The organism is Stagnimonas sp. FW305-C-60 (assembly GCF_058782965.1).
This window is the reverse complement of record NZ_JBYSYF010000001.1, coordinates 1,305,543-1,327,910: the sequence shown is the minus strand read 5'-3', so window position 1 is coordinate 1,327,910 and position 22,368 is coordinate 1,305,543. Positions and strand designations below refer to the sequence as shown.

Sequence of the window (22,368 nt, the reverse complement as noted above, 5' to 3'; positions counted from 1 at the left end):
TGATTTACCCCCATGCCGGGCTATCCCGGCGCCACCGATCGCCACTCGCCACCATGACCCACAGCGCCACGCTCCCCGACGATCTGCCGAACGCCATTCGCGCCTGGCGCGACCGGCCACCCGCCGCCGAGCTGCGCGGCATGCCCAAGGTGGCGGTGCCGGCGGTCGGGGTGGTGCGGCGACTGGTGCCCGAGCACGGTGCGCAGCGGCTGCTGGCGCTGTTCTACCGCAACGCCCTGCGGCTGGCCCCGGCGCGGGTGGTGCTCAATGCCGCCAGCGCCGCTAATCTCGACGAGCTGCGCGCCCGGCCGCTGGCCGATGCCCAGGCGCTGGCGCTGCGGCTGAGCCGTCGCGATCTGGGTTGGGCGGCGGGCTCCGGCACGCTGCTGGGCATCGCCGGTGCCGCCGGTCTCGCCGCCGACGCGCCGGCCCTGGTGCTGCTGTCGATGCGCCTGCTGATCCGCACCGGCTACTGCTATGGCGAGGCGCCGACTCCGCAGCTGGCGGCGGCGCTGTTTGCGCTGGCCTCGGCCGATACCGTGGAAGAAAAGCAGCTGGCCTGGCGCAGCGCGCTAGCGGCCCGAGGCGGCCATGAAGTCGGTGCAGAGATCGCCGACGAGGCGCTGCGCGATGGCTTGGAGCGCGCCGCCGAACGCGAATTCGCCAAACAGGCGCTCTCCAGCAGCCTCAACCGGCTGAGCCTGAGCCTGGTGCAGCGCCTGGGCTGGCGCAAGGTGGCCGGCGCACTACCGCTGATCGGCGCCGCGGTCGGCGGCGCGGTCAATGCCCGCTTTCTGGCACAGCTGGCGGTCGCCGCCCGCATGGTCTTCGCCGCCCGCCGCCTGACCGCGCAGGGCGAGGATCTGCTGGGCAGCCCACCGCCGCCCGCGGCCGCCAAGCCGGTGCGGCGACGGCGAGCCCGCAAGCCGGTCTAGGACGGCAGCGGCACTACTCGTCGTCGCCCAGCCCCAGTTCCTTGATCTTGCGGGTCAGGGTGTTGCGTCCCCAGCCCAGGCGCTTGGCGGCCTCGATGCGCTGGCCGCGAGAGGCCTCCAGCGCCACTTCCAGCAAGGCCCGCTCGAAGGCCGGCGCGGCTTCGTCGAGCAGACCGTCACGGCCCTTGGCCAGCTCGGCCCGGGCCCAGAGCCGCAGATCGCTCAGCCAGTCGCCACCGCTGGTCGGCGCGGCCGCCGCAGGCGCGGCGCCGACCGCCTCGCTGGGGGTGGCGACCGCCGCTGGCGTGGCCGTGGCAGACGACGCCGGCCGACTGGCTTCCACCGGCGCGCGCTCGGCGATTTCCGGCGGCAGATCCTGCAAATGAATCTCGCGACCGGGCGCCATCACGGTCAGCCAGCGGCAGGTGTTTTCCAGCTGGCGGACGTTGCCGGGCCATTCGAAGTTCTGCAGGCGCGCCATCACCTCCGGGAGCACCAGCTTGGGCTCGGTCTTCAGCTCCTCGCCGGCGCGGGCCAGGAAGTGGCGCATCAGCGGCGGCACGTCCTCCGGGCGCTCGCGCAGCGCCGGGATGCGCACGCGAATGACGTTGAGGCGGTGGTAAAGGTCTTCGCGGAAGCGGCCTTCCTTCACCAGTTCGTCGAGATCCTGGTGGGTGGCGGCGACCACGCGCACATCGACCTTGATCGGCGCGGTGCCGCCAACCCGGTAGAACTCGCCGTTCTGCAATACGCGCAGCAGGCGCGTCTGCAGATCGGCCGGCATGTCACCGATTTCGTCCAGGAACAGGGTGCCGCCGTCGGCCTGCTCGAAACGCCCCTTGCGCAGGGTGGCGGCACCGGTGAAGGCGCCGCGTTCGTGGCCGAAGAACTCGCTTTCCAGCAGGTCTTTCGGAATCGCCGCGGTGTTGACCGCGATGAACGGCTTGTTGGCGCGCGGGCTGGTCTCGTGCAGGGCGCGGGCGACCAGCTCCTTGCCAGTGCCGGACTCGCCGGTGACCAGCACGGTGATGTTGGAATGTGCGAGCCGGCCGATGGCGCGGAACACGTCCTGCATCGCCGGCGCCTCGCCGATGATGGTGGCGGTGGGCGCGGCGGCGGCGCTGCCGCCGACCGGCGTCTTCGGCTTGGCGGCGCGCCGCACCAGGGTGGCGGCGGCGTCGACGTCGAAGGGCTTGGGCAGGTACTCGAAGGCGCCGCCCTTGTAGCTGGCGACCGCAGCGTCGAGGTCGGAATGCGCGGTGATGATGATCACCGGCAGCTCGGGATGGCTGGCGCGCACCCGCTCCAGCAAGGCCAGGCCATCGACGCCCGGCATGCGGATGTCGGAGACCAGCACGTCTGGAGTTTCCTCCTCCAGCGCGTCCAGCAGTTCGGCGGAACCCTCGAAGGTGCGCACCTGCATGCCTTCGCGGCCCAGCGACTTGGCTAGCACCCAGCGGATCGATTCGTCGTCGTCCACCACCCAGACATGGATGGGCGGCTGTTCTTCGCTAATGCGATTCATCGGTAACTCATTGGCCTTCCGAGCGCACATGACTCAAGGCGTGCCTCCCGGCTCGAACGGCAGATAGATGGAAAAGATGGTTTGCCCCGGTCGGCTTGCGCATTCGATCAGGCCGCCGTGGCTATGGATCATGTACTGAGCAATCGGCAGGCCAAGTCCGGTGCCATCCGGGCGGCCGGTCACCATTGGATAGAAAATCTTCTCGAACAGCTCGGGCGGAATGCCCGGACCGTTGTCCTCGATGTCGATTTGCGCGACCAGCCGGTGACGCACGCCGGCGATGGTGAACTGCCGCTTGGCACGGGTGCGCAACTGGATGATGCCCATGGTGCCGGCGCGCGCCGCCAGGGCCTGCATGGCATTGCGCACGACATTGAGCACAGCCTGGATCAGCTGCTCGCGGTCGGCGACCAGGTCGGGAATGCTGGGATCGTAGTCGCGCAGCAGGGTGATGTTCTCCACCCCCTCGGCCTGCACCAGCTGGCGCACATGCTCGACCACCTCGTGGATATTGAGCGGCGCCTTCTTGGGCAGGCGGTTGGGCCCGAGCAGACGGTCGACCAAGTTCTGCAGCCGGTCCGCCTCCTTGATGATCACCTGGGTGTACTCGCGGTGCTGGCTGTCCGGGAACTCGCGCTCCAGCAACTGTGCGGCGCCGCGAATGCCTCCCAGCGGATTCTTGATCTCGTGCGCCAGGCCGCGGATCAGCTCGCGGCTGGCCTGGTGCTGGGCGGCCAGCCACTCGTCGCGGGTGATGCGCAGGTGGCGGTCCAGCGGCAGCAGTTCCAGCAACAGGCCGCGCAGCTTGCCATCCATGAACGGCGTCACCCGCCAATCGACGGTAATCGGCGGCTCGCCGTGGCGGGACAGCCGGGTCTCCCGCTCGATGAAGCCGGCAAAATCGCTGAGCGCCAGGGTGATGCGCGGCAGCTGCTGGGCGAAATATGGGATCGCCTGCACCAGCGATTCGTTGATCGCATGCTTGCGGCCGACACCGAACAGGTTTTCGGCCGCCGAATTGATGCCGGCGATCCGCAGATGCTGATCGACGCAGATCACCGCAGTGGTGAGGCCGTCCAGCAGGGAGTCTGCCTTGACGCGGGCAGCAGTTCGGGGGAGCAGGGCCATACGCTTTGCAAGCAAAGCTCAGGCCAGCAGAACCGCCAGCCTGCGCACTATTGGGGCGGAAAGACTAGCCGAAACCCGGCAGAGAAGCACCGAAATAGTGCATCAACGTGCAATGGGCGGCATCTGATAGATACGCACTGCACCAGAACGGGCCAGTTCGCGGCCGTCCTTGTCCACCACCGCGGCGCTGAGCCGGTGCTCGCCACGCTCAACCTCGGTCAGCATGTAGCCGGCGGCCAACCAGGGTTTCTTGTTCTGGGCGATGCCATCCAGGTAGTAGATGTAGCCCGCGCCCTCCGGCAGCGCCGGACTCACCACCAGGCTGATCGGCACCAAGCCCTGCGGATCGCGGAAAGTCTCGTCCTCCACCGGCGAGGTGATGCGCAGCGAGACCTCCTGCTTGGCGCCCGCCACCGGCGCGGCCGGCTTGTCGCTCACCGGGGGGGGCACCAGCGGCGGGCGCCCGGAGCGATAGGTTTGCAGGTCGGGCAGCGCCACTGGCTTGGCATCCTTGCTGGGGGGCTGGGAGCCGTAATGGATCACGCCGTCGGCATCCACCCAACGGTAAATCTCATCCTTGGCGGCCAGCGGCGTGGCCAGCAACAGGAGCACCAGACAGGCAAGAGAGCGCATGCGCGAAAGACTAGCCCTGCGGCGATGACGGCGCAATGAATATCTCGCCGCCGCTGCCCTGCGCCTGTTCCCAACGACGGTAGCGGTACATCGTCCAGATCCCCAGGCCGGCGACCGGCAGCCCGGCCAACAAATCCACTAGGTAGTGGTAGCGCAGATACACCGTCGAAACCCAGAGCAGAACGATGGGCGGCAACCACTGCCAGAATCGCCGCCGGTGGTGCCACCAGTCGAACAGCAGCAGGTAGAGCGAGGCGGCGAAGTGGATGCTGGGGAACACATCGACGCCATTGCTGCCGCCGACGATCAGCGGATGCGCGAGCCGCGCGAATGGCCCGGTGGGCAGCGGCGGCAGCGCGGCCAAGGCCCGAAATGGCCCGACGGCGGGCAGCGCCACGTAGCCGGCGAAGCCCACCGCGTAGAGCACGAACAGGCCGACGATACAGGCCCGGAAACGGGCCAGATCGCGCAGGCAGTAATGGCCCGGCCCGAGGATCAGCACCACGAAGAAAAACAGGTAGCAGACGGTCAGCAGGTCGGTGAGTCCCGGCGAGGCGAAGGGCTGCAAGACCTGGGCGGCGGGTTGCCCCAGCAGGCGCTGGTCGGCGGCGGCCAGCAGCACATCGGCATTGGGCCGCCCGAGCGCGGCGACGGCGCCCGGCAGCGTGTAGAACGACAAGCCCATAGCGCTCGGATACCAGAGCAGGCGTAGGCGCCAGCGCAGTGGCGTCGGGCGACGCTGGCACCAGACGATCAGGACCGCACTCAGCAAGGCACAGGCGACGAAGACCTGGCTATGGGGATCACCGGGGCCGGCCACCCAGAGCAGCCAGAGCGCCATCGCCGCCAGCCAGCCACCGAAGGCGTACTCGTGCGGTAGCGCCCGCCACTGGGCGGCGCTCTCGAGAAAGGCGGAAAAAACCGGCGGAGCTTCCAGGCGCATCCGGCAAGCATGCCGAGACCGGCGCGCAAAAGAAAACGCCCCGCACGAGGCGGGGGTGAGCCGGGGCGGTAGCGAACAGCCAGTGGCTGTTCGCCCGGCGAACGGGCGGCCATGGAGGGCCGCCCAGGGGGTCGGCAAACGGAACCAGGGCGCGCCAGGGACGGCCAAAAAAACGCCCCGCACGAGGCGGGGCGTTTCGTATCGCAACAGCCCGGCTTAGAGGCTGTAGTACATCTCGAACTCGACCGGGTGAGTGGTCATGCGGAACTTGGTCACTTCCTGCATCTTCAGCTCGATGTAGGCATCGATCACTTCGTCGGTGAACACGCCGCCCTTCTTGAGGAAGTCGCGGTTCTTGTCGAGGCTTTCGAGCGCCATGTCGAGGCTGTGGCAGACGCGCGGAATCTTCGCGTCCTCTTCCGGCGGCAGGTGGTAGAGATCCTTGTCGGACGGCTCGCCCGGATGGATCTTGTTCTGGATGCCGTCCAGGCCCGCCATCATCATCGCCGCGAAGGCGAGATAGGGGTTGGCCGAGGAGTCCGGGAAGCGCACTTCGATGCGGCGGCCCTTGGGGTTGGCGATGTAGGGGATGCGGATCGAGGCCGAGCGGTTGCGCGCCGAGTAGGCCAGCATCACCGGAGCTTCAAAGCCCGGCACCAGGCGCTTGTAGCTGTTGGTGCCCGGGTTGGTGAAGGCGTTGATGGTCTTGGCGTGCTTGAGGATGCCGCCGATGTAGTACAGCGCCAGCTCCGAGAGGCCGCCGTAGTTGCCGTCCGGACCGGTGAACAGGTTCTTGCCGTCCTTGCCCAGCGATTGGTGGACGTGCATACCGGAACCGTTGTCGCCGACGATCGGCTTGGGCATGAAGGTCGCCGTTTTGCCGAACTGGTGGGCGACGTTCTGCACCACGTACTTCAGGCGCAGCACCTCATCGGCCTTCTTCACCAGGGTGCCGAACTTCACGCCGATCTCGCACTGGCCGCCGGTGGCGACTTCGTGGTGATGCACCTCGGTCATGATGCCGATCTCTTCCAGAGTCGTGCACATGGCGCTGCGGATGTCCTGCAGGGCATCGACCGGCGGCACCGGGAAGTAGCCGCCCTTCAGACCCGGACGGTGACCGGTGTTGCCGTGCTCGTAGGCCTTGCCGGAGTTCCAGACCGCATTCTCGGCGTCGATCTCGACGAAGCAGCCCTTGAGGCCGGAGTCGAAACGCACGCTGTCGAAGATGAAGAATTCGTTCTCGGGGCCGAAGAAGGCGGTGTCGGCGATGCCGGTCGACTTCAGGTAGGCCTCGGCGCGCTTGGCGAGCGAGCGCGGATCGCGCGCGTAGCCCTGGCCGGTGGCCGGCTCGATGACGTCGCAGGTGAGCACCAGGGTGGTGTCTTCAAAGAACGGGTCGATGAAGGCGGTGCTGGCGTCCGGCATCAGGATCATGTCGGACTCGTTGATGCCCTTCCAGCCGGCGATCGACGAACCGTCGAACATCTTGCCGTCGGTGAACAGCTCGGCGTCGATGGTGTGGGAAGGCACAGTGACGTGCTGCTCCTTGCCCTTGGTGTCGCAAAACCGGAAGTCGACAAACTTGACTTCCTTTTCCTTGATGGTCTTCAGAACTTCTGCACCCGACATGGGCTTTCTCCTGCGTGGGGGTTGAAAAGCATTAGCGAAACCGGAGCGCCGTCTGTGCGGCGCGCCCTATTTTGAAGCAGCAAGCGTGCCAGCGGTGGGCTTGCGCCACAAAAAAGGGCGGGAGAACCCGCCCTTAAGGTAAGCCCTCGTTGTTGAAGCCTACGCCAGTTAAGGCTTGGCCGGCTCGCTCACCGCTGGCGCGGCATCGACTTTGCCGGCGGACAGGCAGGTTTTCATCCAGGCCTTGCGATCCTCCGCCTTGAGTCCTTTCTCCTTGGCCTCGGCGCTGCAGTCCTTCATCCGCTGCTGCTGGGCCAGTTGCTTCTCGCTGAACTGCTTCTTGCCTTCCTCCGCATGCAGCGGACTGAGCGTGGCTAGACTCAGAATCACCACGGCCACCAGGTTTCTAGTACTCATCGTGCCCTCCCAAGGACGACGGCCGCGCGAATTGCGCGGTTAAAAAATTAGCACTTCCGCCCTGTCCGTCCAGAACCGACTGTCGGATCGCCCACCTGATGACTCCAGCCCTTCAGCACCTACAATGTGCGCCCGTTTTGGCCGACCGCCCCCATGACTTTCCAAGACCTGATCCTGACCCTGCAGCGCTACTGGGCCCAGCAAGGCTGTGTGATCGTGCAACCGATGGACATGGAGATGGGTGCCGGCACCTTTCATTGGGCGACCTTCCTGCGCGCGCTCGGCCCCGAGCCCTGGAACACCGCCTATGTGCAGCCCAGCCGCCGTCCCACCGATGGCCGCTATGGCGAAAACCCCAATCGCCTGCAGCACTACTACCAGTTTCAGGTGCTGATGAAGCCCTCGCCGCCCAACCTCCAGGAGCTCTACCTGGGCTCGCTGCGCGAGCTGGGCTTTGACCTATTGACCCACGACATCCGCTTCGTCGAGGACAACTGGGAGTCGCCGACGCTGGGCGCCTGGGGCCTGGGCTGGGAAGTCTGGCTCAACGGCATGGAAGTCACCCAGTTCACCTACTTCCAGCAGGTCGGTGGCATCGAGTGCCGGCCGGTGGCGGGCGAGATCACCTATGGCCTGGAACGCCTGGCCATGTACATCCAGAAGAAGGAGTCGGTCTACGACCTGATCTGGAGCGATGCCGGCGGCCGGGTGGTGACCTACGGCGACGTCTACCACCAGAACGAGGTGGAGCAGTCGACCTACAACTTCGAGCACGCTGACGTACCCACCCTGTTCGAGCGCTTCGCCAAGGCCGAGACCGAGTCGCAGCGGCTGGTGGCGCTGGGCCTGCCGCTGCCTGCCTACGAGCGGGTGATCCAGGCCAGCCATGCCTTCAACTTGCTCGACGCCCGCGGCGCGATCAGCGTCACCGAGCGCCAGGGCTACATCCTGCGGGTGCGCAGCCTGGCGCGCGCCTGTGCCGAGGCCTACTACAACTCGCGGGCCCGCATCGCCGGTTTCGAGCCGCTCAAGGCCGCCTGAGTCTGAGCCCGCCGGGGCGCCTGTGAGCGAAACCTCCGGCCAGCCGGCCACGCCACGGCGCCCGGGCTGGCAGCGCCTGCTGTTGCTGGCGCTGGCCTGGCTGTGCCTGGTCCTGGCGATCATCGGCGCCATCCTGCCCGGCATGCCGACCACGGTGTTCGTGCTGATTTCCGCCTGGGCCGCCTACCACAGCTCGCCGCGCCTGCACGACTGGCTGCTGGCGCACCGTCTGTTCGGGCCGATGATCCGCAACTGGCGGGCCGAGGGCGCGGTAAGCCGCCGCGCCAAATGGCTGGCCAGCCTGACCATGGCGCTCTGTACCGCGCTGCTGTTCTTGGGCCAAAGTCCGCGGCCGCTGGCCTACGGAGCCAGCACCGTCATGGCCGTGGTCGCGATCTGGCTCTGGCTGCGGCCGGAACCACGCCAGCCGCCGCCATGAGGAAGGCCGCCCTGCGAGGCGGCCTTCTTGACTCGCGCGGCGGCCGCGCTCAGACCAGCTTCACCGTCAGGCTGACCTCGACATTCCCCTGGATCGCTTTCGAGTAGGGGCAGAACTGATGACCCAGGGCGACGATCTTCTCGGCGTCCGCCTGCGACAGGCCGCCGACCAGCGCGGTGAGCGCCACCTGCAGACCCACGCCGGTCTCGGTGGTGCCGATCGACACCGCCGATTCGATCACCAGCGAGCTGGGCTTGAGGCCGTTCTTGGTGGCCATGAAATCCACCGCGCCGCCGAAACAGGCGGCGTAGCCGGCGGCGAACAGGTCTTCCGGCGTGGTGGCGCCGGGCTTGCCGGGACCGCCCATGGCCTTGGGCACCGAGAGATTGACGTCGATCAGACCGTCACCACTGAGCGTGGTGCCGTTGCGGCCGCCTTCGGCGCGGGCGGTGGCGGTGTAGAGGACATTCACTTTTTCAGACATGGAAACACTCCTAGGTTTCTTGAAGACCGGCTTACCTGGCCGCCGGATCTGGTCCGGCGGCCCCTGGGGCCGGAACGGTTCGGGACTCAGGCGAGGTCGAAGCGATCCAGATTCATCACCTTGACCCAGGCCGCCACGAAGTCGCGGGCGAATTTTTCCTGCGCGTCGGCGCTGCCGTAGACCTCGGCCAGCGCCCGCAGCTGCGAGTTGGAGCCGAACACCAGGTCGGCCCGCGTCGCGGTCCACTTGAGCGCACCGCTCTTGCGGTCGCGCGCCTCGAAGCTGTCCTTCGAGACCTGCTTCCACTCGGTGGCCATGCTCAGCAGGTTGACGAAGAAATCATTGCTCAGCGTCTCCGGCCGCTCGGTGAATACGCCTTGCTGAGTGCCGCCGACGTTGGCACCCAGCACCCGCAGGCCACCCACCAGGACCGTCATCTCCGGCGCGGTCAGGGTCAGCAGCTGCGCCTTGTCCACCAGCAGCGCCTCGGCCGACACCGCGTACTGCGTCCGCTGGTAGTTGCGGAAGCCATCGGCCACCGGTTCCAGCGGCGCGAAGGAGTCCACATCGGTCTGTTCCTGCGTGGCGTCACCGCGGCCCGGGACAAACGGCACCGTCAGATCCAGGCCCGCGCCTTGCGCCGCCTTCTCGATGGCGGCGCCGCCAGCGAGCACGATCAGGTCGGCCAGCGACACCCGCTTGCCGCCGGAAGCGCTGGCGTTGAACTCGCTCTGGATGCCTTCCAGCACCTTCAGCACCTTGGCGAGCTGCGCCGGCTGGTTGACCTCCCAGTCCTTCTGCGGGGCGAGGCGGATGCGGGCGCCGTTGGCGCCGCCGCGCTTGTCGCCGCCACGGAAGGTGGAGGCCGAGGCCCAGGCGGTGGACACCAGCTGCGACACCGTCAGGCCCGAGGCCAGGATCTTGCCCTTGAGCGCGGCGATGTCCTGCGCCTCCACCAGCGGGTGATCGGGTTTGGGGATCGGGTCCTGCCAGATCAGATCCTCGGCCGGGACTTCCGGGCCGAGGTAGCGGGCCTTCGGTCCCATGTCGCGGTGGGTCAGCTTGAACCAGGCGCGGGCGAAGGCATCGGCGAACTGGTCCGGGTTTTCCATAAAGCGGCGCGCGATCTTCTCGTAGGCCGGATCGAAACGCAGCGAGAGGTCGGTGGTCAGCATGGTCGGCACCAGCTTCCTGGCCTTGTCGAAGGCGTGCGGGATGGTCGCGCCCGCCCCCTTGGCCAGCCATTGGTGCGCGCCGGCCGGACTCTTCGTCAGCTCCCATTCGTAGCCGAACAGGTTCCAGAAGAAGTTGTTGCTCCACTTGGTCGGCGTGGTGGTCCAGGTGACTTCCAGGCCGCTGGTGATGGCGTCCGCGCCCTTGCCGCTGCCAAAGCTGCTGGCCCAGCCGAAGCCCTGCGCCTCGATGCTGGCGGCTTCCGGGTCGGCGCCGACCTGCGTGGCCGGGCCGGCGCCGTGGGTCTTGCCGAAGGTGTGGCCGCCGGCGATCAGCGCCACGGTTTCCTCGTCGTCCATCGCCATGCGGGCAAAGGTCTCGCGGATGTCCTTGGCCGCGGCGAGCGGATCGGCATTGCCGTCCGGGCCCTCCGGGTTCACATAGATCAGGCCCATCTGCACGGCGGCGACCGGGTTCTCCAGTTCACGCTCGCCGGAGTAGCGCTTGCCGGCGCCCAGCCATTCCTTCTCGGCACCCCAGTACACGTCCTGGTCCGGCTCCCACACGTCCTCGCGGCCACCGCCAAAGCCGAAGGTCTTGAAGCCCATGGTCTCCAGCGCGACGTTGCCGGTGAGGACGATCAGATCGGCCCAGGAAATCTTGCGGCCGTATTTCTGCTTGATCGGCCAGATCAGGCGACGGGCCTTGTCGAGGCTGACATTGTCCGGCCAGCTGTTGAGCGGCGCGAATCGCTGCTGACCACGGCCGGCGCCGCCACGGCCGTCGCCGATGCGATAGGTGCCGGCGCTGTGCCAGGCCATGCGGACGAACAGACCTCCGTAATGGCCGAAGTCGGCCGGCCACCAGTCCTGGGAGTCGGTCATCAACGCGGCAAGATCTTTCTTCACCGCCGCCAGGTCCAGGCTCTGGAATTCCTTGGCGTAGTTGAAGTCCTCCCCCATCGGATTGGACTTGCTGGAATGCTGGGCGAGCAGATCCAGCCTCAGCTGGTTGGGCCACCAGTCACGGTTTGAAGTACCGCTACCGGCGGCGTGGTTGAAAGGACACTTTGTATCGTTAGACATGGTTTCTTCCCCCTTCAGGCTGAGCGGCAACTCACAACCCGGACCCGTGGGCGGGCCGAGCACCGATGAACCGGCACCGCCCCACGGCAGGGCGGCGGTTCTTCACGCCTCCGGTCTGTGGGTTGGGCGTGGCCGTCATCATGGTCGCCTCAGCTTGTTGCGGACAGTCAATTGCCGCTAAGGCTCCCATCGTCTGTGGCTATAGCCCCGACTCCGGGGACGCAGTTGGCGTAATCGGCGCGGTCACCGACAATGCCGCACTTTCCGCTTCCCCCGTCCGCCACGGACCCCCATGAAGTACGCCTTGCTGATCGAAATCGGATGTGAAGACCTGCCGGCCCGCTATGTGCTGCCGCTCGCCGAGGCCCTGCGCTCGGGCGTGGTCGGCGGCCTGGACCGGCGCGGGGTCAGGCATGGCGTGGCGAAGCTCTACGCCACTCCGCGCCGCATTGCCGTGCAGATCGCCGAAGTCGCGGCGGCACAACCCGAGCAGAGCATCGAACGCAGCGGCCCGGCGCTGGCCGCCGCCTTCAAGGACGGCCAGCCGACACCGGCTGCCCTGGGCTTCGCCCGCTCCTGCGGCGTCGACTTCGCGGCACTCGGCCAGAAGGACGGCAAGCTGCACTACAGCCGCAGCGAAGCAGGCAAGCCCACCGCCGAGCTGATCCCGGCGATCTTCGAGGAAGCGCTGAAGGGCATGGACGAGCTGGTGCCCAAGCGCATGCGCTGGGGCAGCGGCGAAGAAACCTTCGTGCGTCCGGTGCATTGGCTGCTGGCGCTGCTGGGCGAGACCGTCGTACCGCTGCAGCGCTTCGGCTTGCACAGCGGCCGGCTCAGCTATGGCCACCGCTTCCACGCGCCCGCCGCCATCAGCCTGCATAGCCCCGAGGACTACGAGGTCGCACTGAAAGCCGCCCATGTCTGGGCCGAGGTCGACAGCCGCAAGGCCGACATCCGCCGCCAGATCGAGGCCGAGGCCGCCAAGCTCGGCGGCCACGCCCGCATCACCGAAGACCTGCTCGACGAGGTCACCGCTCTGGTCGAATGGCCGGTGGTGATCGCCGGCCGCATGGAGCCGCGCTTCACCAACGAACTGCCGCCGGAAGTGATCGTCGCCACCGTCGAGACCAACCAGCGCTACTTCACGGTGTTCGAGGACGCCGCGCTGACCAAGCTCAAGCCGGTGTTCATCACCATCGCCAATATCGTCTCGCGCGATCCCTCGCAGATCATCAGCGGCAACGAGCGCGTAGTGCGTCCACGCCTGACCGATGCGCTGTTCTTCTGGGAGCAGGACAAGAAGCAGCCGTTGGCGGCCTACGGCGCCAAGCTGGAGAGTGCTACCTACCAGAAGGACCTCGGCTCGGTCGCGGCGCGGGTTGCACGCATCAGCGGCATCGCCAGCGCCATTGCCCAGACGGTCGGTGCCGACGCCATCGCGGTCACCCGCGCCGCGCAGCTGTGCAAGAACGATCTGGTCACCAAGATGGTGTTCGAGTTTCCGGAGTTGCAGGGCCTGATGGGCGGCTACTACGCCCGCGCCTCGGGTGAATCGGCGGCGGTCGCCACCGCCATCCGCGAGCACTATCTGCCGGTGCAGCAGGGCACGTCGATTCCCTCCACCCGCGAAGGCCAGGTGCTGTCGCTGGCCGACAAGCTCGACGCCCTCGCCGGCATCTTCGCCATCGGCCAGAAGCCCACCGCCAGCAAAGACCCTTACGCGCTGCGCCGCGCCGCCAACGGCGTGCTGCGCATCTGCATCGAAGGCGGCAATCGGATAGATCTTCATGCATTTTTCCGTCGTGCAGTTGAGCTTCTGCCAATCAATCTCTCCGCAGAACAAGCAGAGGCTCTGATTCGCGATTTGGTCAACTTCGTAGCCGAGCGATTCACTTCGTGGTGCAACTCGCCATCTGGCTTCAAGCCTCTTGTCGAATTGCAGCAACTGAATGCGCCCCCAAGTTGGACCGGCATAGAGCTGCCCCAAGGTGCTGTTTTCAGCGCGCAAGTTTCTGCCGCTCTGAGAGATCCGGAGCTTTTCTCTAACCCCAGTGACTACTTCGCACGGTTTTCGGCAATCTACCGATTGCACGCCACTCAACCTGATTGGTGGCCAGCGCTCATCACAGCCCACAAGCGCGTCCGCAACCTGCTGAAGCAGGCCGGCACGGTGAGCGAGCAGATCGAACCGGCGCTGTTCGAGCAGCCGGCCGAACGCGCGCTGTTCGCCGCCATCAACGGCCTGCAACTGGGCGGCGACTACGCCAGCCAGCTCGCCGCCCTGGCCAGCCTGCGCGAGCCGGTGGACGATTTCTTCGCGGCGGTGATGGTCAATGCCGACAACCCGGCGGTGCGCGCCAACCGCCTGGCCCTGCTGGCGCGGCTAGACCGGCTCTGCCGCAGCGTCGCCGACATTTCGCTGCTGCCGGGGTGAGCCGGCACAAATCGGATTGCCTTGATTGGCAATCCGATCCGGCGAACGCCCGGCCATGGATGGCCGGGCAGGGTTTTATCGGCGAGGATGCAGTCGCGCCATGGATGGCACCCACAACGGGAGCAAGGGAAAAATGAAATGGGTGATTCTCGACCGCGACGGCGTCATCAACGAAGACTCTGAGGCCTACATCAAGTCGGCGGCCGAGTGGCATCCCATCTCTGGCAGCCTGGAAGCAATCGCCCGCCTCAACCAGGCCGGCTACCGGGTCTGCGTGGCCAGTAACCAGTCAGGCCTGGGGCGCGGACTGTTCGACTACGACGCCTTCGCGGCGATGAACGCCCTGCTGCACCGCCGGCTGGCCGAATTCGGCGGCCGCATTGATGCCCTGGCTTTTGCCCCGGAAGGGCCCGAGCAAGCCAGCGACATGCGCAAGCCGGAGCCGGGCATGCTCACCGACCTGGCGCGACGCCTGGGTATCCAGCTCGAGGGTGTGTGGTTCATCGGCGACAAGGACAGCGACCTGGCGGCGGCGCGGGCCGCTGGTGCGAAACCGGTGCTGGTGCGCACCGGCAAGGGCCGCAAGACCGAGGCCGCCGGCGCGGGCAAGGACGTCGCGGTCTACGACGATCTGGCGGCGGCGGTCAGCGCCCTGCTCGCGGCCTAGCGCCCACAGACCGCATAGTCCTCGCGGCGGCGTTCGATCTCCACGCCGACCGTGCGCGCGGCAGTCACCGCGCCCGGCTTGCTCACCGACAGCCGCAGGCTGAGCAGGGGGAATTCCTCGAACAGGCGCCGCGCGGCAGTCTCCGCGAAAGTTTCCAGCAACTGGAACTGGCGCTCGCGCACCAGCCGCTCGATGGCGTCACAGACCGCCTTGTAGTCAAGCGCGTCGCGGATGTGGTCGCTGGCGGCGGCTTCACGGGTATCGACCCCGAGATCGAGGTCGAGAATCAGCGGTCGGCGGATATGGTGCTCCCAGGCGTGGACGCCGATATGGGTCTGGATTTCCAGCTGACGGATGAAGACCTTGTCCATAGCCTCAGGATTGCGGATTGTGGATTGCGGGACTAGATCACAGGCGGGCTGAGTTCGGTCAGCGGCCAGCGGGCGCGGGTCAGCAGCGGACTGTACGCGGGACGGCCATCGGCGCGGCGCGCCCAGCCGGCGTAGGCGATCATCGCGGCGTTGTCGGTGCAGAAGGCCGGGCGCGGAAAGTACAGGCCCAGGCCGCGGCGCTGCGCCAGCTCCTGCAGCCGCGCTCGCAGCCGGCGGTTGGCGCCGACGCCACCGGCGATCACCAGCCGGCGGTGGCCGGTCTCGTCCAAGGCGCGCGCGCACTTGATCGCCAGGGTCTCGGTCACCGCCTCCTCGAAGCCACGCGCCAGGTCGGCCTTGGTCTGCGCATCGGCGTCCTTGGGCAGGGCGGTGAGCACCGCGGTCTTGAGGCCCGAGAAGCTGAAGTCCAGGCCGGGACGGTCGGTCATCGGACGGGGAAACTTGAACCGCCCCGGCACGCCGCCCTCGGCCAGCCGCGCCAGTTCCGGCCCACCCGGATAGGGCAGGCCCAGCAGCTTGGCGGTCTTGTCAAAGGCCTCGCCGACGGCATCGTCCAGGCTCTCGCCGAGCAGCCGGTAGCGGCCAACGCCCTGCACATCGACCAGCAGGGTGTGCCCGCCGGAGACCAGCAGGGCGACGAAGGGAAAGGCCGGCGGCTCCGGCTCCAGCATCGGCGCCAGCAGATGGCCTTCCATGTGATGCACCGGGATCAGCGGCAGACCCAGCGCCTCGGCGAGACCGGCGGCGGCGGCGGCACCGACCATCAGGGCACCGATCAGGCCGGGGCCGGCGGTGTAGGCGATGCCGCCCAGCTCCGCGGGCTTGAGTCCGGCCTCGGCAAGCGCAGCGCGCGCCAGCGGCAGCACCCGCCGGACGTGGTCGCGCGAGGCCAGCTCCGGCACCACGCCGCCATACTCGGCGTGCAGTTTCACCTGCGAATGCAGGCTGTGCGCCAGCAGGCCGCGCGTACCGTCGTAGATGGCGCAGGCGGTTTCGTCGCAGGAGGTTTCCAGCGCCAGGATCGGCGTGGCAGAGGGGGCGGGCATGAGCTTATTTTCGCATTTCGGCGCCATCCAGCCCGGCCTTTTTTGCGCCGGGCAATTTTTACGCATAGAATTTGCGCCCTTTTTGCCAGCGGGCGTCGTTTTGACGGCCGCCACTACCCGAGAGTGAATTAGATGCCGTCCGTCCGCGTCCGCGATAACGAACCGTTTGAAGTCGCCGTCCGCCGCTTTAAGCGCACCTGCGAGAAAGCCGGCGTGCTTACCGACGTGCGCAAGAAGGAGTTCTTCGAGAAGCCCTCCATGGAGCGCAAGCGCAAGCATGCCGCCGCCGTGAAGCGCCAGGAGAAGAAAGTCTCCCGCGAAACCGCCCGCCAGACCCGTCTGTACTAAGACCGGCTTGGTTGCTGCTCAGGGCGCGTAGAGCGCCCGGGCAAAACCGCGATCTCCAGGATCGCGGCGATTCGAATCCAGTAGCAGCTCCTCAAAGGGGGCATCCCTTGTCCGACCTCAAGACCCGCGTTCTCGAAGACATCAAGACCGCCATGAAGGCGGGCGAGAAGGAACGCGTCTCGACCCTGCGCATGCTCTCCTCCGAGATGAAGCAGCGCGAGGTGGTGGACAGCATGGAGCTGACCGACGCGGTGGTCACCGCCTGCGTCGAAAAGATGGTCAAGCAGCGTCGCGACGCCGAAAAGCAGTACCGCGACGGCGGCCGCCCGGAGCTGGCCGACAAGGAAGCCGCCGAAATCGCCCTGCTGATGGCCTACCTGCCGCAGCAGCTCAGCGCCACCGAGCTGGACGCCCTGATCGCCCAGGCGGTTGCCGAAACCGGCGCCGCCGGCGCCAAGGACATGGGCAAGGTCATGGGCTGGATCAAGCCCAAAGTCGCCGGCCGCACCGACATGGGCGCGCTGTCCGGCCTGATCAAGGCGCGGCTCGCCTAATCAGCCTGGGCTCAGGGCGCTTGCGCGCTCCTACAATGTCGGCATGACCGGCCGCATCCCCGACTCCTTCATCCAAGACCTGCTCGCGCGCAGCGATATCGTCGAGATCATCGGCACGCGCGTGGAACTCAAGCGTGCTGGCAAGGAGCTCAAGGGCCTATCGCCCTTCACCCACGAGAAATCGCCTTCGTTCTTCGTCTCGCCGACCAAGCAGATGTTTTTCGATTTCTCCTCCGGCAAGAACGGCAATGCCATCGGTTTTCTGATGGAGTACGACCGCCTTTCCTTCGTCGAGGCGGTGGAGGAACTGGCCGGGCGTCTGGGCCTGGAAATTCCGCGCGAAGGTGGCTTCGCGCAACGCCTGGTGCTGGACGGCCCGCTCGACGCCCTGGCCGCCGCCGAGCGCTACTGGCGCGAGCAACTCAAGCACGCCCCGGCGGCGGTCGCCTACCTCAAGAAGCGCGGCGTCAACGGCGAGACCGCCAAGACCTTCGGCCTGGGCTATGCGCCGGAATCCTGGGATGCCCTGACCAAGCTCTTCCCCGACCCCAGGCACGCACTGGAAGCCGGCCTGCTGATCGAGCGCGAGGGCCGCGAAGGCGCCTATGACCGCTTCCGCAACCGCATCATGTTCCCGATCCGCGATACCCGCGGGCGGGTCATCGGCTTCGGCGGCCGCACGCTGGGCAATGACCCGGCCAAGTACCTCAACTCACCCGAGACGCCCTTGTTCCACAAGGGCCGCAACCTCTACGGGCTCTACGAGGCCAAGCAGGCGGCGAAGAGCGCCCTGCCCTACCTGATCGTGGTCGAGGGCTACATGGACGTGGTGATGCTGGCCCAGCACGGCGTGCGCGAGGCGGTCGCCACCCTGGGCACCGCCACCACCGCCGAGCACCTGCACCTGCTGTTCAAGCAGACCAACAAGGTGGTGTTCAGCTTCGACGGCGACCGCGCCGGCCGCGCCGCCGCCTGGCGCGCACTGGAGCAGGCGCTGCCGGAGGTCCATGGCGTACGCGAATGCCGCTTCCTGTTCCTGCCCGAAGGCCACGACCCCGACAGCCTGGTGCAGGAGATCGGCGCCGAGGCCTTCCGCGCCCTGGTCGATGGCGCCCTGCCGCTGACCGCCTTCCTTCTCCAAGAGCTGGAGAAGCAGGTTGACCTGAACAGCCTGGAAGGCCGCGCCAAGCTGGCGGCACTGGCACAGCCATATCTGGCCAAGCTCAAGGAAGGCCCGCTGCGCAGCCTGCTGGCCGAGGAGCTCGCACGCCGGACCCGGCTGTCGGCGGCGCAGATCGAGCGGCTGGCGGCACCGGCCGCGCATCCCGCCAGCGAGTCGGCACCGCCTAGCCGTCCCGCCAGTGGCCGCAGCGATCCGGCCGCCCGGATGCCGCGGCGCGCCCTACGCATCCTGCTGGAAGCGCCAGCGCTGGCCAGCCAGGCCCAGCACCTGGAGCAACTGGCCGCCAGCCCGGCGCCGGGCGCCGCGGCCCTGGCCGAGGCTATTGAATTCTTCCAGGAGCACCCCGACTACAGAGCCAGCCAGCTACTGCAGAGCTGGCAAGGCAGCCCCAAGGGCGCGGCGCTGGCCAGATTGGCCGCCGAACCGCTCGATATCGATGGCGCCGCCCTGGGCAACGAGTTTCGAGAATCCCTGCGCCGTCTGCGTGAACGGGCGGTGCGGGCCGAGATGGAAAAACTGGTCGGCCCCGGCCGTTCACTGAGCCTCGCCGAGCAGCAAGAGTTAATCGGTTTGCAACATCAACTATCTGAGCTGAAAACGGTCTAAATTGGCCGAGCAATGACCAGTTCGGGTAAACTTACAGGTTCCCAGCCGGCTTCTGACGCCGGCGGCATTAGAAGGTTGTGAATTCATGAGCAAAGCCGCTGACCAGCAAAGCCAGATCAAGAAACTGATCGCCTTCGGCAAGGAGAAGGGTTACCTGACCTATGCCGAGGTCTCGGACCATCTGGTCGAGCTGACCGACGCCGAGCAGATCGACGACGTCATCGTGATGATCCAGGGCATGGGCATCCCGGTGCACGACGAGGCGCCGGACGCCGAGGCACGGCTGTTCACCGAACCCGCCGTGGTCGCCGCCGAAGACGACGAGGAAGCCGCCGAAGAAGCCGCCGCCACCCTCGCCGCGCTCGACGACCAGTTTGGCCGCACCACCGACCCGGTGCGCATGTACATGCGCGAGATGGGCGCGGTGGAACTGCTCGACCGCGAAGGCGAAATCCGCATCGCCAAGCGCATCGAGGAGGGCCTCAACGAGGCCATGTACGCGATGGCGCAGTACCCGGAAACCGTCGCCATCCTGCTCGAAGCCTACGACCAGGCCAAGGAAGGCAAGCGCCGCCTGGCCGAGGTGGTGGTCGGCTTCTTCGACCCCAATGCCGAACCCGCCCCGGCGGAAGCGCCGCTGCCGGTGGAAGCCATCGTCGCGGAACCCGCCGACGAGGAGGCTGCCGACGAGGAAGAAGAGGCGGTCGATACCGGCCCCGATCCGGTGCTGTGCGCCGAGAAGTTCGGCGAGCTGCAGGAGCTGTTCGACAAGGCCTGGTCGGCGCTGGAGAAGATCGGCTCGGGCGACAAGAAGACCGAGAAGCTGCGCGCCGCGCTGGCCGACCATCTGATGACCTTCCGGCTGTCGCCGAAGATCGTCGACGAGATCACCAACAACCTGCGCGACAAGATCGACCAGATCCGCGGCATCGAGCGCAGCATCATGCGCACCTGCGTGGTCGAAGCCGGCATGGACAAGTCGGAGTTTCTGCAGCGCTATCGCGATGCCGGCCCCACCGACATCGAGTGGATCGACAAGGCGATCAAGGCCAAGCGCAAGTATTCGGCCACTCTCAACGGCAAGCGCGCCGACATCGCCAAGATGCAGGAAGCCCTGCACCAGATGGAAGGCGACAACCTCATCACCGTCGATGAGATCAAGGACATCTACCGGCGCATGACCGTCGGCGAGGCCAAGGCCCGCCGCGCCAAGAAGGAGATGGTCGAGGCCAACCTGCGCCTGGTCATCTCCATCGCCAAGAAGTACACCAACCGCGGCCTGCAGTTCCTCGACCTGATCCAGGAAGGCAACATCGGCCTGATGAAGGCGGTGGACAAGTTCGAATACCGTCGCGGCTACAAGTTTTCGACCTACGCCACCTGGTGGATCCGCCAGGCCATCACCCGCTCGATCGCCGATCAGGCGCGCACCATCCGCATCCCGGTGCACATGATCGAGACCATCAACAAGCTCAACCGCATCTCGCGGCAGATGATCCAGGAGATGGGCCGCGAACCCACGCCGGAAGAGCTGGCGAAGAAGATGGAGATGCCCGAGGACAAGATCCGCAAGGTGATGAAGATCGCCAAAGAGCCGATCTCGATGGAAACCCCGATCGGCGACGACGAGGATTCGCACCTCGGCGATTTCATTCCCGACGATCAGGCGGTGTCGCCGCTGGAGACCGCGACCTCGCAGTCGCTGGCCGAAGCCACCCACCAGATCCTTGCCAGCCTGACGCCGCGCGAGGCCAAGGTGCTGCGCATGCGCTTCGGCATCGACATGACCACCGACCATACGCTGGAAGAAGTCGGCAAGCAGTTTGACGTCACTCGCGAGCGCATCCGCCAGATCGAAGCCAAGGCGCTGCGCAAGCTGCGTCACCCGAGCCGCGCCAACTACTTGCGGAGCTTCCTGGACGAATAAGTCGGGCCTCTAGCGGCCACCCAACCGCCCAACAAAAAGCCCCGCGATGCGGGGCTTTTTGTTGGCTGCGAAGCCGACTCAGAAGTTCAGTCGCGCACCCACCAGATAGGCATTGGTGCTGTCGCCGAACTCGTAGCCACCGCTGACACCAAAGCTGGGCGTGAAGTTGAACACCGCGCCCACCAGGCCAGTGGTCTCGCTTTCATCGAACACTTTGGTGTAGCGCATGCCGCCGTTCACCTCTAGCGCCGGGGTCAGCAGCGCGCGGGCGCCACCTTCGACGAAGTAGCCGGTGTCGTCCTCGTCGCTGAACAGCGAGGAGGACGGTCCCTTCGGTGAAATCTGCGCGAAGCTGGCGCCACCGCCAACCGTCAGATCCAGACGTTCGGCGACCGGGAAGCGGACGCCGATACCGATGTTGGCCTGATCGGTTTCGGCATAAGAGCCGGCAACCTTGTCGGTGCTGTAGTGGCGGTAGTCACCATACAGATACACCTGCTCGGCGAGCTTGCCGGAGGCCTTGCCGTAATAGCCGTCGGCATCGCGATCATTCTCGTCACCATCGCGCTGGGTGGCCTTCGAGTAGCCGCCTTCCAGATAGTTGTACGACAAGCCGTCGGCAAACGCCGCCAAGGGCGCTGCCAGCAGGCCGAGCATCAGTAACTTCTTCATTGTTTTTCTCCGTGACTCCAGGGCACCACGTCGACGGCACGCCGATTGGCCGGGGACGCCGTCTGACAACGTGGCTGGCTATAGAAATAGCCGAGTCAGCTGAGTCCCGGATGAACACCCGGCGCCGCCTGAGCGCAGCGACGCCGAGCCTGGCAAGGCCAATGCACGAGCGGCCGCGCCAGAAACAAAAAAGGCGCCCGAAGGCGCCCTTTCGCACGCGCTGACTGACGCCTGCTTACTTACGCAGCTCGCCGTGGACGCTGGGCGTGTACAGCGTGCCCTCTTGCTGGCTGAACCACTGCGCCAGCTGCTTGATGTCGGCATCACTGAGGTTGGCCGCCTGCGCGCCCATGATCGCGTTCTTGCGCACGCCCGAGCGATAACTCTTGAGCGAGTTTTCGAGGTAATTGGCGTACTGGCCGGCAATGATCGGGTACATGCCGGTGGCACTGACACCGATCTCGCCGTGGCAGGCAGCGCAGGTGGCAGCCTTTTCCGGCTTTTCGACCGGCGCGGCCTGAGCGACGCTGGCACAGACGACGACAAGGGTCGCAAACGCGACGCGGGAAAACTGGGTCATGGCATTCATCCTGGACGGCCTCACGGGTGGGCCGGAGCCTTGGCGAGATAGGCGGCGATATCTTCGATGTCCTGGTCGCTCATCGTCGACGCCTGCGTGCGCATGGTCGGATGCGGGCGGTTGCCGGCACGGTATTCCTTCAGCGCCGCAACGATGTATTCCGGGTGCTGACCACCAAGCTTGGGCACGCGGTAGGTCGGGTAGGCATTGTTGTAATTGGGGATGCCGTGGCAACCCATGCAGGTATTGCCCTTTTCACGGCCGGCTTCAGGATTGCCGGCGGCGTGGACAGCAGGTAGCGCAAAGACAGCCACCATGGCGAGGACGGCGCGGTGCGCGGTCTTCATCGTGCGAATCTCCAGAGGAATTGATGCAGCGGGTGCGCGGTGGGGAGCCCGTCCGCAAGCGGCATATGGTCAGGCAAAACCGGCTCCCTCGTCAACGAATGCCGGCAGCGCGCAGCGCCAGCCCCGCCACGGCCCCGAGCCTACGCTGCGATATAGTCTGCGCCCCGAATCCTCCCG

22 protein-coding genes are annotated in these 22,368 nt (G+C 66.6%); 9 read left to right on the top strand and 13 right to left on the bottom strand.

The features are described 5' to 3' along the window. The first annotated feature begins 53 nt into the window (after positions 1-53). On the top strand, positions 54-935 hold the full coding sequence (locus AC3WT6_RS06035; protein WP_492652658.1) for an EcsC family protein: 882 nt from the start codon (positions 54-56) through the stop codon (positions 933-935). 13 nt (positions 936-948) lie between these two features. Here AC3WT6_RS06035 and ntrC read toward each other — a convergent pair whose 3' ends face one another. The 6 genes from ntrC to AC3WT6_RS06005 form a co-directional block, all read right to left on the bottom strand. Further along, on the bottom strand, positions 949-2,460 hold the full coding sequence (gene ntrC / locus AC3WT6_RS06030) for a nitrogen regulation protein NR(I) (RefSeq protein ID WP_492652657.1): 1,512 nt from the start codon (positions 2,458-2,460) through the stop codon (positions 949-951). 33 nt (positions 2,461-2,493) lie between these two features. Further along, positions 2,494-3,588: a nitrogen regulation protein NR(II) gene (gene glnL / locus AC3WT6_RS06025; RefSeq protein ID WP_492652656.1), complete on the bottom strand. Its 1,095-nt coding sequence runs from the start codon at positions 3,586-3,588 to the stop codon at positions 2,494-2,496. Positions 3,589-3,690: 102 nt separating this feature from the next. After that, entirely contained in the window at positions 3,691-4,221 is a 531-nt protein-coding gene (locus tag AC3WT6_RS06020) for a DUF4124 domain-containing protein (protein WP_492652655.1), read from the bottom strand. Between the two features lie 10 nt (positions 4,222-4,231). Then, on the bottom strand, positions 4,232-5,164 hold the full coding sequence (locus tag AC3WT6_RS06015) for a phosphatase PAP2 family protein (protein ID WP_492652654.1): 933 nt from the start codon (positions 5,162-5,164) through the stop codon (positions 4,232-4,234). 216 nt (positions 5,165-5,380) lie between these two features. Further along, positions 5,381-6,796, bottom strand: coding sequence for a glutamate--ammonia ligase (gene glnA / locus AC3WT6_RS06010; RefSeq protein ID WP_492652653.1), 1,416 nt, complete (start codon positions 6,794-6,796; stop codon positions 5,381-5,383). A gap of 168 nt (positions 6,797-6,964) precedes the next feature. Further along, positions 6,965-7,213 carry a PsiF family protein gene (locus tag AC3WT6_RS06005; protein ID WP_492652652.1) on the bottom strand — a complete coding sequence of 83 codons (249 nt, stop codon included), beginning with the start codon at positions 7,211-7,213 and terminating at the stop codon, positions 6,965-6,967. A gap of 153 nt (positions 7,214-7,366) precedes the next feature. Here AC3WT6_RS06005 and glyQ point away from each other — a divergent pair, with 153 nt between their 5' ends. After that, positions 7,367-8,254, top strand: coding sequence for a glycine--tRNA ligase subunit alpha (gene glyQ, locus AC3WT6_RS06000; RefSeq protein ID WP_492652651.1), 888 nt, complete (start codon positions 7,367-7,369; stop codon positions 8,252-8,254). A gap of 22 nt (positions 8,255-8,276) precedes the next feature. Further along, complete coding sequence (locus tag AC3WT6_RS05995) at positions 8,277-8,693, top strand: YbaN family protein (protein WP_492652650.1); 417 nt, start codon at positions 8,277-8,279, stop codon at positions 8,691-8,693. 49 nt (positions 8,694-8,742) lie between these two features. Here AC3WT6_RS05995 and AC3WT6_RS05990 read toward each other — a convergent pair whose 3' ends face one another. After that, on the bottom strand, positions 8,743-9,177 hold the full coding sequence (locus AC3WT6_RS05990) for an Ohr family peroxiredoxin (RefSeq protein ID WP_492652649.1): 435 nt from the start codon (positions 9,175-9,177) through the stop codon (positions 8,743-8,745). Between the two features lie 86 nt (positions 9,178-9,263). Continuing rightward, positions 9,264-11,435 carry a catalase/peroxidase HPI gene (katG, locus tag AC3WT6_RS05985; protein WP_492652648.1) on the bottom strand — a complete coding sequence of 724 codons (2,172 nt, stop codon included), beginning with the start codon at positions 11,433-11,435 and terminating at the stop codon, positions 9,264-9,266. A 292-nt stretch (positions 11,436-11,727) separates the two neighbouring features. Between katG and glyS the strand changes: the two genes are divergently transcribed. Next, positions 11,728-13,869 carry a glycine--tRNA ligase subunit beta gene (gene glyS / locus AC3WT6_RS05980; protein ID WP_492652647.1) on the top strand — a complete coding sequence of 714 codons (2,142 nt, stop codon included), beginning with the start codon at positions 11,728-11,730 and terminating at the stop codon, positions 13,867-13,869. 133 nt (positions 13,870-14,002) lie between these two features. Then, a complete protein-coding gene (gene gmhB, locus AC3WT6_RS05975; RefSeq protein WP_492652646.1) occupies positions 14,003-14,536 on the top strand; it encodes a D-glycero-beta-D-manno-heptose 1,7-bisphosphate 7-phosphatase in 534 nt (177 codons plus the stop codon). Here the strand turns inward: gmhB and folB are convergent. Together folB and tsaD are read right to left on the bottom strand one after the other, a co-directional pair. Then, positions 14,533-14,907, bottom strand: coding sequence for a dihydroneopterin aldolase (folB, locus tag AC3WT6_RS05970; protein WP_492652645.1), 375 nt, complete (start codon positions 14,905-14,907; stop codon positions 14,533-14,535). The two genes, gmhB and folB, sit on opposite strands and share 4 nt — an antisense overlap. 32 nt (positions 14,908-14,939) lie before the next feature. Then, positions 14,940-15,974, bottom strand: a complete 1,035-nt coding sequence (gene tsaD / locus AC3WT6_RS05965) for a tRNA (adenosine(37)-N6)-threonylcarbamoyltransferase complex transferase subunit TsaD (RefSeq protein WP_492652644.1) — start codon at positions 15,972-15,974, stop codon at positions 14,940-14,942. A 132-nt stretch (positions 15,975-16,106) separates the two neighbouring features. Here tsaD and rpsU point away from each other — a divergent pair, with 132 nt between their 5' ends. From rpsU to rpoD, 4 genes are all read left to right on the top strand, one after another. Further along, positions 16,107-16,322 carry a 30S ribosomal protein S21 gene (gene rpsU, locus AC3WT6_RS05960; RefSeq protein ID WP_492652643.1) on the top strand — a complete coding sequence of 72 codons (216 nt, stop codon included), beginning with the start codon at positions 16,107-16,109 and terminating at the stop codon, positions 16,320-16,322. 107 nt (positions 16,323-16,429) lie between these two features. Then, positions 16,430-16,876, top strand: coding sequence for a GatB/YqeY domain-containing protein (locus AC3WT6_RS05955; RefSeq protein WP_492652642.1), 447 nt, complete (start codon positions 16,430-16,432; stop codon positions 16,874-16,876). A 43-nt stretch (positions 16,877-16,919) separates the two neighbouring features. Continuing rightward, positions 16,920-18,665, top strand: coding sequence for a DNA primase (gene dnaG / locus AC3WT6_RS05950; RefSeq protein ID WP_492652641.1), 1,746 nt, complete (start codon positions 16,920-16,922; stop codon positions 18,663-18,665). Positions 18,666-18,750: 85 nt separating this feature from the next. Further along, entirely contained in the window at positions 18,751-20,592 is a 1,842-nt protein-coding gene (gene rpoD, locus AC3WT6_RS05945; protein ID WP_492652640.1) for an RNA polymerase sigma factor RpoD, read from the top strand. 78 nt (positions 20,593-20,670) lie between these two features. Here the strand turns inward: rpoD and AC3WT6_RS05940 are convergent, their stop codons facing one another. The 3 genes from AC3WT6_RS05940 to AC3WT6_RS05930 form a co-directional block, all read right to left on the bottom strand. Further along, positions 20,671-21,264 (bottom strand): outer membrane beta-barrel protein, encoded by a 594-nt coding sequence (locus AC3WT6_RS05940; protein ID WP_492652639.1) that lies wholly within the window; start codon positions 21,262-21,264, stop codon positions 20,671-20,673. 235 nt (positions 21,265-21,499) lie between these two features. Next, entirely contained in the window at positions 21,500-21,844 is a 345-nt protein-coding gene (locus AC3WT6_RS05935) for a c-type cytochrome (protein WP_492652638.1), read from the bottom strand. Between the two features lie 20 nt (positions 21,845-21,864). Then, positions 21,865-22,191 carry a c-type cytochrome gene (locus tag AC3WT6_RS05930; protein WP_492652637.1) on the bottom strand — a complete coding sequence of 109 codons (327 nt, stop codon included), beginning with the start codon at positions 22,189-22,191 and terminating at the stop codon, positions 21,865-21,867. Positions 22,192-22,368 lie beyond the last annotated feature (177 nt).

Bases quoted from the DNA above. Each gene is read 5' to 3' on its own strand.
- AC3WT6_RS05990 (WP_492652649.1), bottom strand. From the start codon at position 9,177: ATGTCTGAAAAAGTGAATGTCCTCTACACCGCCACCGCCCGCGCCGAA.
- AC3WT6_RS06005 (WP_492652652.1), bottom strand. From the start codon at position 7,213: ATGAGTACTAGAAACCTGGTGGCCGTGGTGATTCTGAGTCTAGCCACG.
- ntrC (WP_492652657.1), bottom strand. From the start codon at position 2,460: ATGAATCGCATTAGCGAAGAACAGCCGCCCATCCATGTCTGGGTGGTG.
- AC3WT6_RS05935 (WP_492652638.1), bottom strand. From the start codon at position 21,844: ATGACCCAGTTTTCCCGCGTCGCGTTTGCGACCCTTGTCGTCGTCTGT.
- glnA (WP_492652653.1), bottom strand. From the start codon at position 6,796: ATGTCGGGTGCAGAAGTTCTGAAGACCATCAAGGAAAAGGAAGTCAAG.
- rpoD (WP_492652640.1), top strand. From the start codon at position 18,751: ATGAGCAAAGCCGCTGACCAGCAAAGCCAGATCAAGAAACTGATCGCC.
- glyQ (WP_492652651.1), top strand. From the start codon at position 7,367: ATGACTTTCCAAGACCTGATCCTGACCCTGCAGCGCTACTGGGCCCAG.
- AC3WT6_RS05940 (WP_492652639.1), bottom strand. From the start codon at position 21,264: ATGAAGAAGTTACTGATGCTCGGCCTGCTGGCAGCGCCCTTGGCGGCG.
- dnaG (WP_492652641.1), top strand. From the start codon at position 16,920: ATGACCGGCCGCATCCCCGACTCCTTCATCCAAGACCTGCTCGCGCGC.
- AC3WT6_RS06015 (WP_492652654.1), bottom strand. From the start codon at position 5,164: ATGCGCCTGGAAGCTCCGCCGGTTTTTTCCGCCTTTCTCGAGAGCGCC.
- AC3WT6_RS06035 (WP_492652658.1), top strand. From the start codon at position 54: ATGACCCACAGCGCCACGCTCCCCGACGATCTGCCGAACGCCATTCGC.
- glnL (WP_492652656.1), bottom strand. From the start codon at position 3,588: ATGGCCCTGCTCCCCCGAACTGCTGCCCGCGTCAAGGCAGACTCCCTG.
- AC3WT6_RS06020 (WP_492652655.1), bottom strand. From the start codon at position 4,221: ATGCGCTCTCTTGCCTGTCTGGTGCTCCTGTTGCTGGCCACGCCGCTG.
- katG (WP_492652648.1), bottom strand. From the start codon at position 11,435: ATGTCTAACGATACAAAGTGTCCTTTCAACCACGCCGCCGGTAGCGGT.
- glyS (WP_492652647.1), top strand. From the start codon at position 11,728: ATGAAGTACGCCTTGCTGATCGAAATCGGATGTGAAGACCTGCCGGCC.
- folB (WP_492652645.1), bottom strand. From the start codon at position 14,907: ATGGACAAGGTCTTCATCCGTCAGCTGGAAATCCAGACCCATATCGGC.
- AC3WT6_RS05930 (WP_492652637.1), bottom strand. From the start codon at position 22,191: ATGAAGACCGCGCACCGCGCCGTCCTCGCCATGGTGGCTGTCTTTGCG.
- gmhB (WP_492652646.1), top strand. From the start codon at position 14,003: ATGAAATGGGTGATTCTCGACCGCGACGGCGTCATCAACGAAGACTCT.
- rpsU (WP_492652643.1), top strand. From the start codon at position 16,107: ATGCCGTCCGTCCGCGTCCGCGATAACGAACCGTTTGAAGTCGCCGTC.
- tsaD (WP_492652644.1), bottom strand. From the start codon at position 15,974: ATGCCCGCCCCCTCTGCCACGCCGATCCTGGCGCTGGAAACCTCCTGC.